Below are 16,501 nucleotides of genomic sequence, written 5' to 3' on the forward strand. Positions count from 1 at the left end.
AATTCGAAATTCGGTTGGAGTCCTGCACATCAGGCTGCGGATGATGCAAGAGCTCACGCGTGTGGTTCAACTCAGGCCCTAGACCCTAGTCAGCTTTGTCGCCGCCGGCCAGGTTCTTCTTCGAGCCGGTCTTGAAATCGGTTTCGTACCAGCCGGTGCCGCTGAGGCGGAAACCTGGCATGGACAGCATCTTTTTAAGCTCTGGCGCCTGGCAGGCAGGGCAGTCGACCAGCGGTGCTGCGCTGATCTTTTGAATGGCTTCCAACTGATGACCACAGGAAGCACATTGATAGTCGTACATCGGCATGGGGGTTGTCTCGGCGATCAGATTGCTACCGCACACGCTGGGTTTTGCGGCAAAGAGCGGGATTATATCCATTAAATGCAGCCTGTGCAGCCGTAAGACTGCACAGACTGACACTCAACCCTCTACGTCGCTGCGGCTAAGGCGCCGCAATGCAGCCCCCTTCCTTCAAGCTGCGCACGACGCAGACAACCCGCACCAGCCCGGTAAAGTTCCTGACCCCGCCGTGACGCAAATGCACTTCGCGGTCCACATGGGACAACAGCGCGCTGACCGAACAGCAATTGACCTTGGCCATATCGCCCAAAATATCCCAATAGACCTGTTCAAGCCGCAAGCAGGTCGCAAAACCATTCAAGCGCACCGAACGGGACAACGGCCGGGCCAGCCCCATATCAAATTCACTGACGAACGGATCAACCCTTATATCCCGGGCAGGGCCGAGCCTCCCTTCGCCAAACCTGTCTTCGTAATCCATATCGTTGACACTCCTTTGCCATCCTTGCTTTCTGTAAGAGCACGTTCTGTTTCCTTATAAAAGCGCAGGCGCAAAGGTATATCCAGATGACTTTATGACCCTCGACGTAGGATAAGCCAACAGTTGAAGGGGGATCATGGAGACCGTCCTAGGCCGGCCGTTTTCCTACATGCCCAGGCGAGTTTTAACCCGCACAAAAGCGACTTGAAGAAGTAGAAGGACAAAACGCGAACGACACCTCAACGGCATCATTCGCGTACTGGCGAGATTACTGATCCAGCAAGGACCGTAACATCCAGGCGGCTTTCTCGTGGACCTGCATGCGCTGGGTCAGCAGATCGGCGGTGAGCACTCCGACCTCTTCCTTAATAGAAGAAAGCCGCGCATAACAAACCTGCCGACATCCCGCCGCCCCGAATGACGCCCTGACCCAGGACAAATCGCCCCCCACAGCACCGCCTGACTGCCTGATTTGAGTAGCTGCAGGCTTTGCTGTTAAATAGACCGTGTGTCGCTGCCGCCTATTTTCCGGGGGCTGCGCATAGGCTGATAGCGGGTACGTGCCCAACGCCTCTTATTGTTCTGAAGCGAACCGTACTCAATCAGCTCTTCCTTGTGATCCGTCTTAACGTGAGTTAATCAAAATGTTGAAAATCGTCCACTTGCTAACGGGCGCAGCAGCCCTGCTGCTGTCCTTCATCCCTAGCCTGCGATCTGAAGCGGTACCTTACCTGCAACAACCCGATGCACTGTACCTGGCCTTTTTCGGCCTGCTGAACCTCACCCTTGCTCCTGTCATCCCTTACTGGAACAAAGGCCCGCGTCACCAACTGCAAAACCTGGTCAGCGCTCTGCTGGTGCTGGCTGTCTTCCTGCAAATCCTGACGCTGCTCGCGCCGATGCCTGTCATCGCCGGCCAGCCTGCCGTTCTGTTCAGCCTGGTGGCTGCCCTGGCCGGCGTTTTACTGCACCTGGGTGTCAGCTTCTACAAATCTTCACCGGCCGCCGCCTCGCCAAGCTATGACATGAGCAACCGCGATACCGGCACCGTAAAATGGTTCAACACCTCCAAAGGCTTCGGCTTTATTTCCCGCGACTCCGGCGATGATATTTTCGTGCATTTCCGGGCCATTCGCGGTGAAGGTCACCGTGTTCTGGTCGAAGGCCAGCGCGTGGAGTTCTCTGTCATGAACCGCGACAAAGGCCTGCAAGCCGAAGATGTGATCGCCGCACTGCCGCGCCGCTGATCCAAGGCTAAAAAAAACCGCGAACAGCCAGGCTGGCTGTTCGCGGTTTTTTATTGCACGCATTTTAGTAATGCGGTGGTGGCGCTTCTTCTTCAAAGGTGTCGAACTGGCCAGCCATTTCTTCCTGCCGCTTGAGCAGTGCTGCCATTTGCAACTGCAGGCGCTCAACGGCGCGCTGCTGGGTCGCCAGCACATCGCTCAATGCCTGGATGGTGTCATCCTGAAAGGCCAATTGGCTCTCCAGATCGGTAACGCGTTCTTCCAGGCTCATGTTTCAACCCTCCAGAAACGTAAAGTCTTCGGTTAATACCAAACGCAGCCGCTCGCGAATCGCGGCAATCTGATCTGCGTTGTAGGGTTTGGCGGGCAGCTTGCCCCAGACCGGAGCCGGCCAGGCGGCGTCGTCCTGCTTGCGCACAATCACATGCATGTGCAACTGACTGACGACATTACCCAAGGCCGCGACATTCAACTTGTCGGCGTCGAACGAATCCTTGAGGGTTTCCGCCAATGCGGTCGTCTCCTGCCACAACTGTTGCTGATCGGCGCCATCCAACTGAAATATCTCGCTGATATCGTCGCGACGAGGCACCAGGATGAACCAGGGGTAATTCGAATCGTTAGACAACAGCAACCGGCAAAGCGGGAAATCCCCGATCGGTAACGTGTCTTGTTGGAGCCGTGGATCTAAAGCGAACACTGTGCGCACTCCCGCCGGGTTCTCAATTTCAGCTTAGCGCCCCTCCCGAGGGACGGTGCGCCAAGCGACAGGACGGCAGCATACCTGTGAACGGCGCTAGCTTCACGACCCGGCACTCGCCCCGCCATGAGTCACTTATTGCCCAAACGCACCATTTCAGAACCCACGACCCGAGCCAAAACGCCGAAATACTTGATTAACAACGATGCGTTCGATTCGGCCAAATGACAGCACTGTATGAAATCAGTACAGCAATTAAAATTTTTTGCACCAAAACCGCACAGCTCGTCTACGCTGATTGCGTCAGCATCCGCCATTTACTCACTAGCGGGGTGAACCGGTAACATTTTTGGTTGTCACGGCGTCGCGAAAAATGTTGATGCACGATGCATTCCCTGGCGTCAAGCCCGAACAATAAGTGCTTGAAACGCCCGGTTTTATGAGGTTTTTACAGCGTCAGGCGGGCTATCAGAAAAAAATCGCTACAAATGTCTGATTTGTGCACGCTTGTTGCATTCACACCCACATCGCCTTGGATGCCTCTGCTGGAAGTGGAAGGTTCAAGGCAAATAAAAACAGCGGCAGGGTTGCCCAATGGAGATTCAAACGTTTCACCAAGGACTCTTTTTACCGATGTTCAAGCCCTGGAAAACAACGTTAAAGTTGCCGGCCCGCTTGCATTGAGGCTGTAAATTTGCGACATCTACCAAGCTGTTTGCGACACGGTCGTAAAGAAGCTGAAAGGTTAGATACGCAAGTATCGCCAACATGGTCGGCGTGATATAAGTTTGCGCCGACACAAAAAGAAAGAGCCGCCCAGATAATAAATCAGGTGGGACGGCAGTACTCTTCTAAAACCAAAGGAGCAAATCACGATGCGCGTGATGAAGTGGAGCATGATCGCACTGGCAGTTGCAGCAGCAGCCAGTACTCAGTTGGCAGTAGCCGCACCTTTCGTAAGCGACCAGGCAGAAGCCAAAGGTTTTGTTGAAGACAGCAAGCTCGACTTGCTGGTTCGCAACTACTATTTCAACCGCAATAAGACAGGTCCCAAAAACTTCGACGACAAAGACTGGACCCAGGGCATTCAGGGCATGTACAGCTCTGGCTACACCCAAGGTCTGATCGGTGTTGGCGTTGAAGCCTGGGGCCAACTGGCAATCAAACTCGACGGTTCCGACAAGTACGCCGGTTCGGGTAACCTGAGCCTTAACGATCAGGGCGAAAACAACGACAGCCAAGGCAAAGCCGGCGCTGCTGCCAAGTTCCGCATCTCCAAGACCGAGCTGAAAATCGGCGACATGCAGCCTAGCACCGCACCGGTGTTCGCTGTTGGCGGTTCGCGTATCCTTCACCAAACTGCCAGCGGTATCCAACTGCAGAGCAGCGAAGTCAAAGACCTTGACCTCGAAGGCGGCCACTTTTACTCGTCGACTAGCCAGAACGCAAACGCCCGCGATGGCAGCCTGTGGGCTACCTACGCCAATGGCGGTAATGGCATCCAAGCCAACTCGATCGACTATTTCGGTGGCAAGTATGGCGTCAGCGACAGCCTGAGCTTCTCGCTCTACGGCGCCAAGCTCGAAGACATCTGGAACCAGTACTACGCCAACGCGAACTACACGCTCCCACTGGGCGGCGATGAGTCGATCAACTTCGACGGTAACTACTACAACACCAAGGACACCGGTAACGCTAAAGCTGGCCCTATCAGCAACAACGCCTACTCGCTGGCCGCTGCCTTCTCGTTCCTGAAAGCACACACCATCACCCTGGGCTTCCAGAAAATTAACGGCGACACCCCGTTCGACTACATCGGGGTGGGTGACAACAACAAAGGCGGCGACTCGATTTTCCTCGCCAACTCCATCCAGTACTCTGACTTCAACGCCCCTGGCGAGAAGTCGGTACAAGCCCGTTACGACCTGAAAATGGCCGAATACGGCGTACCTGGTCTGAGCTTTATGACCCGTTACGTGAAAGGTTGGGACATCGACGGCACCAACACCCCAGTAGGCAGCACTTATGCTGGCATGTACGGTGCAGACGGCAAACACCACGAAACCAACGTGGAAGTTAAATACGTAATCCAATCCGGCCCGGCTAAAGATCTGTCGTTCCGCATCCGTCAAGCATGGCACTCCGCCAACGCAGACGAAGGCGAGGGCGATATCGCTGAGTTCCGCCTGATCACCGACTACCCGCTCAACATTCTGTAATTGCAGAACGTTAATTAGCGGTAATCAAAAAAAGGCCCATCTTCGGATGGGCCTTTTTTCGTGGACAACAAACAATGCGCTGAAAAGATCAAATCCGTGAGAAACATGCCTGACCAAAGAGTCAGATATGATCAAAAAACAATCACTGCACTGCAGATTCCTGAACCACACGAATCATCCGTTGTGGCAAAGGAACATCAACACCAGCAGTTTTCAAACGATCACGGGACTGTTCGTTGAACATAAACATCACGTCCCAATAATCCGCCGTCTTTACCCAGACGCGAAGCGAAAGAGTGATCGAACTGTCACCCAAGGTAGAAACAACAGCCTGAGGTGCCGGATCTGCCAATACGCGTGGATCTTTGGCCAATTCCAGCAGTACTTCACGTGCCTTCTGCAAGTCCGCTTCGTAATCGACACCTACATCGAACACTACTTTGCGCGTGGGTTGACGATTGGTATTGGTGATGATGCCGTTCGACAAGTTGCCGTTAGGTACGATGATGGTTTTGTTATCGCCGGTACGCAGTACGGTATGGAAGATCTGAATGCTGTCGACAGTACCGGCAACCCCCTGAGCTTCAATCCAGTCACCGATACGAAACGGACGGAACAACAGAATCAGCACGCCGCCCGCGAAGTTGGCCAGGCTGCCTTGCAAGGCCAGACCAATGGCCAGACCGGCGGCACCGATCGCTGCGACAAACGAGGTAGTTTCCACGCCAATCATCGAGGCCACGCTGACAATCAGCAAAACCTTGAGAATGATGTTCGCCAGGCTGCTGATGAACCCTTGCAGCGCAAGATCTGCATTGCGCAACGCCAGCAAGCCGCCGAGTTTTTGCGTCACTTTATTGATCAGCCACCAACCGATGGCCAGCGTGATGACGGCCAGCAACACGCGGCTGCCGTATTCCATGATCATTGGAATCCAGGCTTGGGAAGCCTTGACCAGGTTGTCCACTTCAGCATTCAAATCCATCTTGTTTCTCCTGACTTCCGGCACGCTAAAAAATGAGCGGCAGAAAGACCAAACCCCAGGGGCTCAATCATTTCTGCCGTTGCTTGGGCCTCGGACGCCGAAAACGCCGAGAGGTTCCCACTTGGTCGATCAGTCGCGGAAGTTGTTGAACTGCAGCGGCATGTCGAACGTCTTGGCACGAAGGGCGGCGATGGCTTCCTGCAAATCGTCACGTTTCTTGCCGGTAATGCGCACTTGCTCGCCCTGAATGGCGGCCTGAACCTTGAGCTTGGCGTCTTTGACGTGAGCGACGATCTTCTTCGCCAGTTCTTTGTCGATGCCTTCCTTGAGGACCGCTTCCTGCTTCATCAGCTTGCCCGACGCATAGGCATCCTTGACTTCAAGGCACTGCACGTCAATTTTGCGCTTGACCAGCGCGAGCTTGAGGATCTCGATCATCGCTTCGAGCTGGAAGTCGGCCTCGGCGGTCAAGTTGACGGTCAGGTCCTTTTCCTTGAACTCAAAAGTACCCTTGCCCTTCAGGTCATAACGACGATCGAGTTCCTTGACGGCGTTTTCGACCGCGTTGGTGACTTCGTGTTTGTCCAGTTCGGATACCACGTCGAACGACGGCATGTAATCTCTCCAATAAAAAGGCGCGCTCGATTGCAATGGCGCGCGCTTGGCTTGCGGTTAAAATCGGGCTCATTATAACGGGTCTTTTCCAAGCCATACTGCGAGCCTCACATGCCTGCCACAAACCGGATAAAAAGCTGATGTCGACCCCTTGGCATGTATTGGGCGCCGGCAGCCTCGGCACGTTGTGGGCCACGCGTCTGGCGCGGGCCGGATTGCCGGTCAGGCTGATCGTTCGCAGTGAACAGCGTTTGCAGGCCTATCAAGCTGCTGGCGGCTTGACCCTGGTCGAACACGGCGAAGCCCGCACTTATGACATCCCCGGCGAAACACCGGACAGCGTGGGGCCGATCAGCCGCTTGCTGGTCGCCTGCAAGGCCTACGACGCCGAGAAAGCCGTCGCGCAACTGGCGTCGCGCCTGACGCCGGACGCCGAACTGATCCTGTTGCAGAACGGCCTTGGCAGTCAGGACGCCGTCGCGGCGCTGGTGCCGCAAGCCCGTTGCGTGAGCGCATCGAGTACGGAAGGCGCCTTTCGGGAGGGTGACTGGCGTGTAGTGTTTGCCGGCCACGGTTACACGTGGCTCGGCGATGCCGGCCACCCAGTGGCGCCGATCTGGCTGGACGATTTGACGGCCGCCGGGATTCCTCATGAGTGGAGCACCGACATCCTGAGAAGGCTGTGGCGTAAACTCGCGCTCAATTGTGCGATCAATCCCCTGACGGTCTTGCACAACTGTCGCAATGGCGGTTTGCAGGAACATCACTGCGAAGTCGCCACCCTCTGCGTCGAATTGACCGAACTGCTGGAGTGCTGCGGTCAGCCAGCTGCCGCCCAGGACCTGCAGCAGGAGGTCGAGCGAGTGATCCATGCCACGGCGGCCAATTACTCCTCGATGTACCAGGACGTCGCGAGTGAGCGGCGCACCGAAATCAGCTATCTGCTGGGCTATGCCTGCAAAGTTGCGGCGAGACACCAGGTCAAGCTGCCCCACCTTAATCAACTGCAGCAGCGGCTGATTGCCCATCTGCACAGCCTTGGATTGCCCAGCGACTGAGCAGCGGCTACGCTGGCCACTTGTTCCATTCAAGCGACGAACCTGATGCCATTGCGCCAGCGCCTCGAAAACCTCCCCGTCGGCCAGAAGTTGCTGGCCGCCCTGCTGGTGCTGTTGATCACCATCCTGTTGGTCGCCAACCTGACCTTCATCAGCGCGTCGTATTACATCTCCCAGGAAAGCATGGCCCCCCAAGCCCTGCAAACCATTGGCCGACTGGTGTCCAACCCGAGCCTGGTGGCCGACGCCTTGAAGTCGCCACAAAACGCCGAACGCCTGCTCAAGGAGCTCGACAGTTACTCGCCGCTGCGTGCGGCAGCCCTTTATGACGGCAAGGGTGAACGGCTGGCGCAGTTGCAGCACGGCGACAAACTGAGCCTGCCGGGGCGCTACCAGCACATTGAAGCCTGGCAAGCGACCGAGTTCCGCAGCAATCAATTGATCACCCTGCCCCGCCCCGGCACCGATCCCGGCCACTTGCTGTTGGTGGCCAGCAGTGAATTGCCGATGGCGTTCTACACCGGCACCCTCACCGCCAGCCTCGGCATTCTGATCTTCAGCGTGCTGTTGTGGCTGGTGATCGCACGGCAGATCAAACGCCTGATTACCCGACCTATCCATGAGCTTGAAGAACTGTCCCGGCAAGTCACCCGCGAAGAGAACTACGCACTGCGCGCCTCCCGTGGCAACCATGACGAAATCGGCAGCCTCGCCGAGGCGTTCAACACCATGCTCTCGCGAATCGAGGCCCGGGAGCAGCAGCTCAAGCGTGCCCGGGACGACTCCCAGGCTGCATACGATCAAGCCCAAGGCCTTGCCGAAGAAACGCGCCATACCAACCGCAAGCTGGAACTCGAAGTTCAGGTGCGCAGCAAAATCGAAAAGAAACTCACAGGCTTCCAGAACTACCTCAACAGCATCATCGACTCCATGCCGTCAGCACTGATCGCCCTCGACGAGCAGCTCTACGTGACCCAGTGGAATCAGGAAGCCAGCGCCTTGTCCGGCACACGCCTGGACGAAGCCTTGAACCAGCCGATCTTCCTCGCCTTCGAACCGCTGAAACCGTTTCTGCCGCAGCTCAAGCAAACCGTCGAGCAGCACACCGTGGCCAAGATCGAGCGCGTAACGTGGTTCAAGGATGATGAGCCCAAACACTACGCCCTGACCTTTTACCCGCTGATGGGCGGTGCCGGGCGTGGCGTAGTGATCCGCATCGACGACATTACCCAGCGCCTGTCCCTGGAAGAAATGATGGTGCAGTCGGAAAAAATGCTTTCCGTAGGCGGCCTCGCCGCCGGCATGGCCCACGAAATCAATAACCCGTTGGGCGCGATCCTGCACAACGTGCAGAACATACGCCGACGCCTGTCGCCGGACTTGCCGAAGAACATGGAGCAAGCCGAGCAGATCGGTATCGAGCTGGAAACGGTCAACCAATACCTGCAAGTGCGCGAAGTACCGCAACTGCTTGATGGCATTCAGCAGGCCGGTGCCCGTGCGGCGAAAATTGTCACGCACATGCTCAGTTTCAGCCGCCGCAGCACCCGGCAAATGGCCCCGTGCGACCTGCCGGCACTGATCGATCAAGCAGTGGACATCGCCGGTAACGACTTTGATCTGGCGATCGGTTTCGACTTCAAGGGCCAGGCGATCATTCGCCAGTTCGATCCGGCGCTGGGTCCGGTGCCCGGTACGGCCAACGAACTGGAACAAGTACTGCTCAACCTGTTGAAAAACGCGGCCCAGGCCATTCACCAGCGCGAGGATGACAGCGAACCGGGGCGGATCATCCTGCGCACCCGACTGAACCCGCCATGGGCCGAAATCCAGGTCGAGGACAACGGCATCGGCATGAGCGAGAACGTGCGCAAACGTACGTTCGAGCCGTTCTTCACCACCAAAGAAATCGGCCAGGGCACGGGCCTGGGCCTGTCGGTCTCCTATTTCATCATCACCAACAATCACAAGGGCCAGATGGAAGTGCAGTCGACGCCGGGCCAAGGCACCTGTTTCACGTTGCGCCTGCCCTTGTCGGGTACGCCGGTCGTCTCTCAAGAACTCAATCAGCTATCGAGGTAACCCATGGGCTTTCGCTTGTCGAAGATCTACACCCGCACTGGCGACAAAGGCGAAACCGGGCTCGGAGATGGTCGCCGGGTACCCAAGGACCACCCGCGAATCGAGGCGATTGGCGAAGTCGATTCGTTGAACAGTCAGGTCGGCGTGCTGCTGGCCGGTTTGGCCGCCCAAAGCGCGCAATACCCGGGTTTGAACGAGGTGATCGAGGTGTTGGCGCCTTGCCAGCATCGGCTGTTCGACCTCGGCGGCGAACTGGCTATGCCGGTGTATCAGGCACTGGATGCCGCGGAAATCGAACGCCTGGAAGCGGCGATTGATCGCTGGAATGAAGAGTTGGGGCCGCTGGAGAATTTCATTCTGCCCGGCGGTTCAGCGTTGATCGCTCAGGCACACGTGTGCAGAAGCCTGGCGCGCAGCACGGAGCGACGGTGCCAGCAGTTGAATGCGCTTGAACCGTTGGCTGGGGTTGGACTGGCGTACATCAATCGGTTGTCGGATTTACTGTTTGTGGTGGCGCGGCTGATTGCCAAGCGCCAGGGAGTTGCCGAGATACTTTGGCAGGCGGCCGCTAAACCTCAGGTTTAGCTGATCGTTCCCACGCATGATCGTTCCCACGCTCTGCGTGGGAATGCAGCAAGGGACGCTCCGCGTCCCAAAAGCGGACGCAGAGCGTCCAGGGATACATTCCCACGCAGAGCATGGGAACGATCAGCTCAGCTCTCAGGCCAGAATGCCCGAATCCCCGCCACACCCTGCGCCCCTGCTTCCCAGGCTTGTTGCCGCTCTGCCGGGCCAACACCGCCCAACAGGAACACCGGCTTGCTGAACCCTTCGATCAACACCGAAGCCTGCTCCCAACCCAATGGCTCAGCACCCGGATGAGTCAGGGTGGGCTGCACCGGCGACAGGGTCACAAAGTCCACGCCCATCTGCTCGGCCAGCGCCAGCTCTTCAGCGTTGTGGCACGACGCCGCCAACCAGCGCGAGGCCGGTAACGGTCGACCCGCCGCTGCGTACTTGCGCAACTGCGCCGCCGTGATGTGCCATCCGGCGGACGGGAAGTCTCCCAGCCATTCGAAAGGCCCCTTGATCATCAGCTGCGCCTTGCCGGCACACAGCCCTGCCGCATCCACCGCCAGATCGCGGTACTTCGGATCGTAGCCGTTGGGAGCCCGTAGCTGGATCAGCTTGATCCCCCCCGCGATGGCTTTCTGGATTCCGCGCAGCAATGCCGGGGTTTCCAGGTCTTCGGGGGTAATCAAGTACTCGGCGGGTAACCGTGCAGCCGCGACGATCGGCTGATTGGCCGCGGGAAACTCATAATCCACCAGCTCCCGCGGCGTCACCCAGGACAATGGCTGGCCTTCAGCGCCGTGGGGGTCGCCGGTAAACGCGGAAACTTCCCAGACGTCCAGCAACACGTGCTTGTCCGGGTAGTCGTGATGAACCTTGATCAGGGGGCGCGCAGCGGTGACCACAATGCCCAGCTCTTCGTGAAGCTCACGGGCCAGTGCGGTTTCGACGGATTCGTCACCCTCGACCTTGCCACCGGGAAACTCCCACAAGCCACCCTGATGCTGAGTGTCGGCACGGCGTGCGATAAGAATCTTGCCGCTGTTATCACGAATAACCGCGGCAGCTACATGGACTCGTTTCACTGCCCTATCTCCTCCAGACCCGCCTTTTGCCAGGCTTTGAAGGCCGGCCACTGGTAGATCGTTTCGACGTAGGCTTCATCCGCTGCCGGCAACTTCACCTGATAGGTGCGCAGACGTACAGCAATTGGCGCGAAGATCGCATCGGCCAACGTCGCGCTGCCGAACAGGAACGGACCGGTATCGGTGGCCACCGCGCGGCATTCAGCCCACAGCGCGAGCATGCGCTGGATGTCGGCCTCGACGTCAGGAATTGTTGGCGACAGCGGCGCATCGTGACTCAGGTCGAATGGCATGTTGCCACGCATGGCAAAGAACCCGGAGTGCATTTGCGCGCAGGCCGAACGCGCCTGAGCACGGGCGGCGGTGTCTTTGGGCCAGAGGCCCGCCTCGGGAAACTGCTCCGCCAGATACTCGGCGATGGCCAGGGAATCGGCGATGGTACCGTGTTCGGTTTTCAGCAGCGGGACCTTGCCGGCGGGCGAATGCTTGAGCAGGCGCGCGCGGGTGTCTGGTTGACCCAGCTTGATCAGTTCTTCGGTGTAGGCCGCGCCCGTCAGGTCGAGGGCCAAGGCGCCACGCAGCGACCAGGAGGAAAGCAGTTTGTCGCCGATGATCAGGTGGAGGCTCATGTTCGGGACCTTTTGATGAGGGGTACAGACCGGAATCTTCAGTGTCTGGTCGTCCTTCATCGCGGGCAAGCCTTGCTCCTACAGGGTGTGTTGTGAACGACACAAAACTGTAGGAGCAAGGCTTGCCTGCGATAGGAGCGACTCGGTCTTAAGTACGGTACTCGGCGTTGATTTTCACGTATTCGTGGGACAAGTCGGTGGTCCAGATGGTTTCGCTGCAGTCGCCGCGACCCAACTCGATACGGATGGTGATCTCTTCCTGCTGCATCACTGCAGCGCCCTGGGCTTCGGTGTACGTCGCGGCCCGTGCGCCACGGCTGGCAATGCACACTTCACCGAGGAACACGTCGATCTTGCTCACGTCCAGGTTCGGTACGCCGGCACGGCCAACGGCTGCCAGGATGCGGCCCCAGTTCGGATCGGAGGCAAACAACGCCGTCTTGATCAGCGGCGAGTGCGCCACGGTATAACCAACGTCCAGGCATTCCTGGTGATTGCCGCCGCCATTGACTTCAACGGTGACGAACTTGGTCGCGCCTTCGCCGTCACGAACGATGGCCTGGGCCACGTCCATGCACACCTCGAACACCGCTTGTTTCAACTTGGCGAACAACTCGCCTTCGGCACGGGTAATTTCCGGCAGCGCCGCCTGACCGGTGGCGATCAGCATGCAGCAATCGTTGGTCGACGTGTCGCCGTCGATGGTGATGCGGTTGAACGACTTGTTGGCACCGTCCAGCAGCAGGTTTTGCAGCACGTCACGGGAGACTTTTGCGTCGGTGGCGATGTAGCCGAGCATGGTCGCCATGTTCGGACGGATCATGCCCGCGCCTTTGCTGATGCCGGTCACGGTGATGGTCACACCGTCATGCTCAAACTGGCGGCTGGCACCCTTTGGCAGGGTGTCAGTGGTCATGATGCCGGTGGCGGCCGCTTCCCAGTTGTGGATCGACAGGTCGTCGAGAGCGGCTTGCAGCGCGCCTTCGATTTTCTCGACCGGCAGCGGCTCGCCGATCACACCCGTGGAGTACGGCAACACCAGGCTGGCGTCGACACCGGTCAACTCAGCCAGTTTGGCGCAAGTACGCTCGGCGGCGGCCAGGCCGGGTTCGCCAGTACCGGCGTTGGCATTGCCGGTGTTGGTCAACAGGTAACGCACCGGGCCTTGCACACGTTGCTTGGCCAGGATGACCGGCGCTGCGCAAAAAGCGTTCAGCGTGAATACGCCCGCGACCGTGGAGCCTTCGGCACAGCGCATGACCACAACATCCTTGCGCCCCGGGCGCTTGATGCCCGCCGAGGCAATACCGAGTTCAAAACCGGCAACCGGGTGCAACGTTGGCAAAGGACCAAGACCAACAGCCATGAATGCGCTCCTTAAAAAATGTAGTCATCCCCGTCATATGAACGGCGGTGTTAAATGGCAAAACGCCGCGACGGCTGAAGCCGGTCGCGGCGCGGGTATTTCAGCGATTGAAACGGGGTTTACTGGATCTGCCCGTGGCAATGCTTGAACTTCTTGCCCGAACCGCAGTAGCACAGCTCGTTACGGCCCAGCTTCTGCTCGTTGCGAACCGGAGCGGTGGCAAGGGCCACATCGATCTCTTCACCCAACTGTTCAGGTTGCTCCAGGCCCGGCGCTTCCTCGTGCAGGAACTGCATGCGAGCAGCCAGCGCTTCGGCTTCCTGACGCAGGCGTTGCTCTTCTTCGATCGGGTCTTCGCGGCGAACCTGAACGTGGGACAGCACACGGATAGAGTCGCGCTTGATCGAATCCAGCAGCTCGGAGAACAGCGTGAACGACTCGCGCTTGTACTCTTGCTTCGGGTTCTTCTGGGCATAGCCACGCAAGTGGATGCCGTGACGCAGGTGGTCCATGGTCGACAGGTGGTCTTTCCACAGGTCGTCCAGCACGCGCAGAACGATTTGCTTCTCGAAGCTGCGCAGCGCTTCGGCGCCCGCCTGGTCTTCTTTCTCGTTGTACGCCGCGATCAGCTCTTGCATCAGCTTCTCGCGCAGGGTCTCTTCGTACAGGTGATCGTCTTCGTCGAGCCATTGCTGGATCGGCAGCGCCACACCGAAGTCGCTCTGCAACGCCGCTTCCAGACCGGCCACGTCCCACTGCTCAGGCAGCGATTGCGGTGGAATGTGCGCGCTGATGGTGGCATTGAGCACGTCCTGACGGAAATCGGCGATGGTCTCGCCAATGTTGTCAGCGGCCAGCAACGTGTTACGCATGTGATAAATCACTTTACGCTGTTCGTTGTTGACGTCGTCGAACTCGAGCAGTTGCTTACGAATGTCGAAGTTACGGCCTTCAACCTTGCGTTGAGCCTTTTCAATGGCGTTGGTCACCATGCGGTGCTCGATCGCCTCGCCTGGCTGCATGCCCAGGGCCTTCATGAAGTTCTTCACCCGATCAGAGGCAAAGATACGCATCAGGCTGTCTTCCAGCGACAGGTAGAAACGGCTGGAACCGGCGTCGCCCTGACGACCGGCACGACCACGCAGCTGGTTGTCGATACGGCGCGATTCGTGACGTTCGGAAGCAATAACCTGCAAGCCACCCGACTCGAGCACTTGCTGGTGACGCTTCTGCCAGTCGGCCTTGATCTGGGCGATCTGCTCTGGCGTTGGATCTTCGAGGGAAGCCACTTCCACTTCCCAGTTACCGCCCAACAGGATGTCGGTACCACGACCGGCCATGTTGGTGGCGATGGTCAGTGCGCCTGGGCGACCGGCCTGGGCAATGATCTCGGCTTCTTTTTCGTGGAACTTGGCGTTCAGAACCTTGTGTTCGATGCCTTCCTTCACGAGCAGGCTGGACATGTGCTCGGAGGTTTCGATGGTCGCCGTACCGACCAGTACCGGACGGCCAGCGGCCATGCTTTCCTTGATGTCCGCCACGATGGCCGCGTACTTCTCGTCGGCCGTCAGGAACACCAGGTCGTTGTAGTCTTTACGGGCCAGCGGCTTGTTCGGCGGAATGACCATGACCTGCAGGCCATAGATCTGATGGAACTCGAACGCTTCGGTGTCAGCCGTACCGGTCATGCCGGACAGTTTGTTGTACAGACGGAAGTAGTTCTGGAACGTGGTCGATGCCAGGGTCTGGCTTTCGGCCTGAATGTTCAGGTTTTCCTTGGCTTCGATAGCCTGGTGCAGGCCTTCGGACAAACGACGGCCCGGCATGGTACGACCGGTGTGTTCGTCGACCAGGACAACCTGACCGTCCTGCACGATGTACTCGACGTTGCGGTGGAACAGTTTGTGCGCACGCAGACCGGCGTAAACGTGAGTCAGCAGGCTCAGGTTGTGCGCCGAATACAGGCTTTCGCCTTCAGCCAGCAGGCCGAGGGAGGTCAGCGACTCTTCAACGAACTGGTGACCGGCTTCGTTGAGTTCGACCTGACGGGTCTTCTCGTCAACGGTGTAGTGGCCGGCCTTGGTGACTTCGCCTTCAACTTCTTCGATGTGCAATTCCAGCCGCGGGATCAGTTTGTTGATCTCGATGTACAGCTTGGAGCTGTCCTCGGCCTGACCGGAAATGATCAGCGGAGTACGGGCTTCGTCGATGAGGATGGAGTCGACTTCGTCGATTACGGCAAAATTGAGTTCGCGCTGGAATTTTTCTTCCATGCTGAACGCCATGTTGTCGCGCAGGTAATCGAAACCGAATTCGTTGTTGGTGCCGTAAGTGATGTCGGCGGCGTAAGCCAGGCGCTTCTCTTCCGGCGGCTGGAATGGCGTGACCACACCGACCGTCAGGCCGAGGAACTCATAGAGCGGACGCATCCAGTTGGCGTCACGACGGGCCAGGTAGTCGTTCACGGTGACAACGTGCACGCCCTTGCCGGACAGCGCGTTGAGGTAAACACCCAGTGTCGCCACCAGGGTCTTGCCTTCACCGGTACGCATTTCCGCGATCATGCCTTCATGCAAGGTCATGCCGCCGATCAGCTGGACATCGAAGTGGCGCATACCCATGACGCGCTTGCCGGCTTCGCGGGCGACCGCAAAGGCTTCTGGCAACAGCTTGTCGAGGGTTTCCCCTTTGGCGATGCGGGCCTTGAACTCGTCTGTCTTGGCACGCAATTGATCGTCCGAAAGGGCCACCATTTGCTCTTCGAAGGCATTGACGAATTGCACCGTCTTGAGCATGCGTTTGACTTCACGCTCGTTCTTGCTTCCAAAAAGTTTCTTTAACAAAGGCGCAAACATATCGGCAGGATCTTCCACACTAAAGGGATGGAGGGCGGCCCCGAGAGTCGCCCGTGCAGCCCTCATGGCCGCATGCGAACGAGCATTCTACCCGGAAACGATGGTGAGGAAAGTGGCGTTATTCCACGATGCATGCACTGCGTTGTAACGGGGCTCACTTAAAATAAGGGCTTTTTGCTGAACTTCAAGCCATTCACTGCAGAAGTTACTTGTTGATTTAATGGGTAAAGCGAGCGCAAAGCAATGGGTCGGGTGCACGTGATGCTTTCTGCTACCATAGCGGCTCTGTTACTTCAGGTGTCTGA

15 protein-coding genes and 1 pseudogene are annotated in these 16,501 nt (G+C 57.9%); 5 read left to right on the plus strand and 11 right to left on the minus strand.

What is annotated here, in order from left to right; all coding sequences use genetic code 11:
* Nucleotides 1–85: 85 nt before the first annotated feature.
* From LOY55_RS23910 to LOY55_RS23920, 3 genes and pseudogenes are all read right to left on the minus strand, one after another.
* Nucleotides 86–307, minus strand: coding sequence for an FmdB family zinc ribbon protein (locus LOY55_RS23910; protein ID WP_010457489.1), 222 nt, complete (start codon nucleotides 305–307; stop codon nucleotides 86–88).
* A 136-nt stretch (nucleotides 308–443) separates the two neighbouring features.
* Nucleotides 444–782 carry a ribbon-helix-helix domain-containing protein gene (locus LOY55_RS23915; protein ID WP_046033285.1) on the minus strand — a complete coding sequence of 113 codons (339 nt, stop codon included), beginning with the start codon at nucleotides 780–782 and terminating at the stop codon, nucleotides 444–446.
* Between the two features lie 268 nt (nucleotides 783–1,050).
* Nucleotides 1,051–1,170: pseudogene (locus LOY55_RS23920) on the minus strand (DNA starvation/stationary phase protection protein); the annotation flags it as partial.
* 256 nt (nucleotides 1,171–1,426) lie between these two features.
* Between LOY55_RS23920 and LOY55_RS31050 the strand changes: the two are divergent.
* A complete protein-coding gene (locus LOY55_RS31050; protein WP_046033284.1) occupies nucleotides 1,427–2,029 on the plus strand; it encodes a cold-shock protein in 603 nt (200 codons plus the stop codon).
* Between the two features lie 64 nt (nucleotides 2,030–2,093).
* Here LOY55_RS31050 and LOY55_RS23930 read toward each other — a convergent pair whose 3' ends face one another.
* Both LOY55_RS23930 and LOY55_RS23935 read right to left on the minus strand, forming a co-directional pair.
* Nucleotides 2,094–2,300 (minus strand): SlyX family protein, encoded by a 207-nt coding sequence (locus LOY55_RS23930; protein ID WP_109785068.1) that lies wholly within the window; start codon nucleotides 2,298–2,300, stop codon nucleotides 2,094–2,096.
* Between the two features lie 3 nt (nucleotides 2,301–2,303).
* Nucleotides 2,304–2,729, minus strand: coding sequence for an HIT domain-containing protein (locus LOY55_RS23935; protein WP_046033283.1), 426 nt, complete (start codon nucleotides 2,727–2,729; stop codon nucleotides 2,304–2,306).
* Nucleotides 2,730–3,604: 875 nt separating this feature from the next.
* Between LOY55_RS23935 and LOY55_RS23940 the strand changes: the two genes are divergently transcribed.
* Nucleotides 3,605–4,948, plus strand: a complete 1,344-nt coding sequence (locus LOY55_RS23940; RefSeq protein WP_258666973.1) for an OprD family porin — start codon at nucleotides 3,605–3,607, stop codon at nucleotides 4,946–4,948.
* Nucleotides 4,949–5,090: 142 nt separating this feature from the next.
* Here the strand turns inward: LOY55_RS23940 and LOY55_RS23945 are convergent, their stop codons facing one another.
* Complete coding sequence (locus LOY55_RS23945) at nucleotides 5,091–5,933, minus strand: mechanosensitive ion channel family protein (protein ID WP_109785066.1); 843 nt, start codon at nucleotides 5,931–5,933, stop codon at nucleotides 5,091–5,093.
* 129 nt (nucleotides 5,934–6,062) lie between these two features.
* Nucleotides 6,063–6,548 (minus strand): YajQ family cyclic di-GMP-binding protein, encoded by a 486-nt coding sequence (locus LOY55_RS23950; RefSeq protein ID WP_007906601.1) that lies wholly within the window; start codon nucleotides 6,546–6,548, stop codon nucleotides 6,063–6,065.
* A 140-nt stretch (nucleotides 6,549–6,688) separates the two neighbouring features.
* Here LOY55_RS23950 and LOY55_RS23955 point away from each other — a divergent pair, with 140 nt between their 5' ends.
* Genes LOY55_RS23955 through LOY55_RS23965 form a run of 3 tightly spaced genes read left to right on the plus strand, consistent with a single transcriptional unit; the run spans nucleotide 6,689 to nucleotide 10,273 of the window.
* Nucleotides 6,689–7,606, plus strand: coding sequence for a putative 2-dehydropantoate 2-reductase (locus tag LOY55_RS23955; protein ID WP_109785064.1), 918 nt, complete (start codon nucleotides 6,689–6,691; stop codon nucleotides 7,604–7,606).
* Between the two features lie 45 nt (nucleotides 7,607–7,651).
* Nucleotides 7,652–9,688, plus strand: coding sequence for an ATP-binding protein (locus LOY55_RS23960; protein ID WP_046033279.1), 2,037 nt, complete (start codon nucleotides 7,652–7,654; stop codon nucleotides 9,686–9,688).
* A gap of 3 nt (nucleotides 9,689–9,691) precedes the next feature.
* Nucleotides 9,692–10,273 (plus strand): cob(I)yrinic acid a,c-diamide adenosyltransferase, encoded by a 582-nt coding sequence (locus LOY55_RS23965; RefSeq protein WP_109785063.1) that lies wholly within the window; start codon nucleotides 9,692–9,694, stop codon nucleotides 10,271–10,273.
* A gap of 128 nt (nucleotides 10,274–10,401) precedes the next feature.
* On the opposite strand, the gene LOY55_RS23970 is transcribed toward LOY55_RS23965, so the two are convergent.
* The 4 genes from LOY55_RS23970 to secA all read right to left on the minus strand — a co-directional run bounded on the left by LOY55_RS23970 (nucleotide 10,402) and on the right by secA (nucleotide 16,196).
* Entirely contained in the window at nucleotides 10,402–11,346 is a 945-nt protein-coding gene (locus LOY55_RS23970) for a Nudix family hydrolase (protein WP_258666975.1), read from the minus strand.
* Entirely contained in the window at nucleotides 11,343–11,975 is a 633-nt protein-coding gene (locus tag LOY55_RS23975; protein WP_109785267.1) for a glutathione S-transferase family protein, read from the minus strand. The genes LOY55_RS23970 and LOY55_RS23975 overlap by 4 nt, the downstream gene beginning before the upstream one ends.
* 148 nt (nucleotides 11,976–12,123) lie before the next feature.
* Nucleotides 12,124–13,341 (minus strand): bifunctional glutamate N-acetyltransferase/amino-acid acetyltransferase ArgJ, encoded by a 1,218-nt coding sequence (gene argJ / locus LOY55_RS23980; protein WP_046033276.1) that lies wholly within the window; start codon nucleotides 13,339–13,341, stop codon nucleotides 12,124–12,126.
* A gap of 119 nt (nucleotides 13,342–13,460) precedes the next feature.
* Nucleotides 13,461–16,196 (minus strand): preprotein translocase subunit SecA, encoded by a 2,736-nt coding sequence (secA, locus tag LOY55_RS23985; protein ID WP_109785061.1) that lies wholly within the window; start codon nucleotides 16,194–16,196, stop codon nucleotides 13,461–13,463.
* Nucleotides 16,197–16,501 lie beyond the last annotated feature (305 nt).

Origin of the sequence: Pseudomonas sp. B21-040, assembly GCF_024748695.1 — a bacterium.
Lineage (GTDB): Bacteria > Pseudomonadota > Gammaproteobacteria > Pseudomonadales > Pseudomonadaceae > Aquipseudomonas.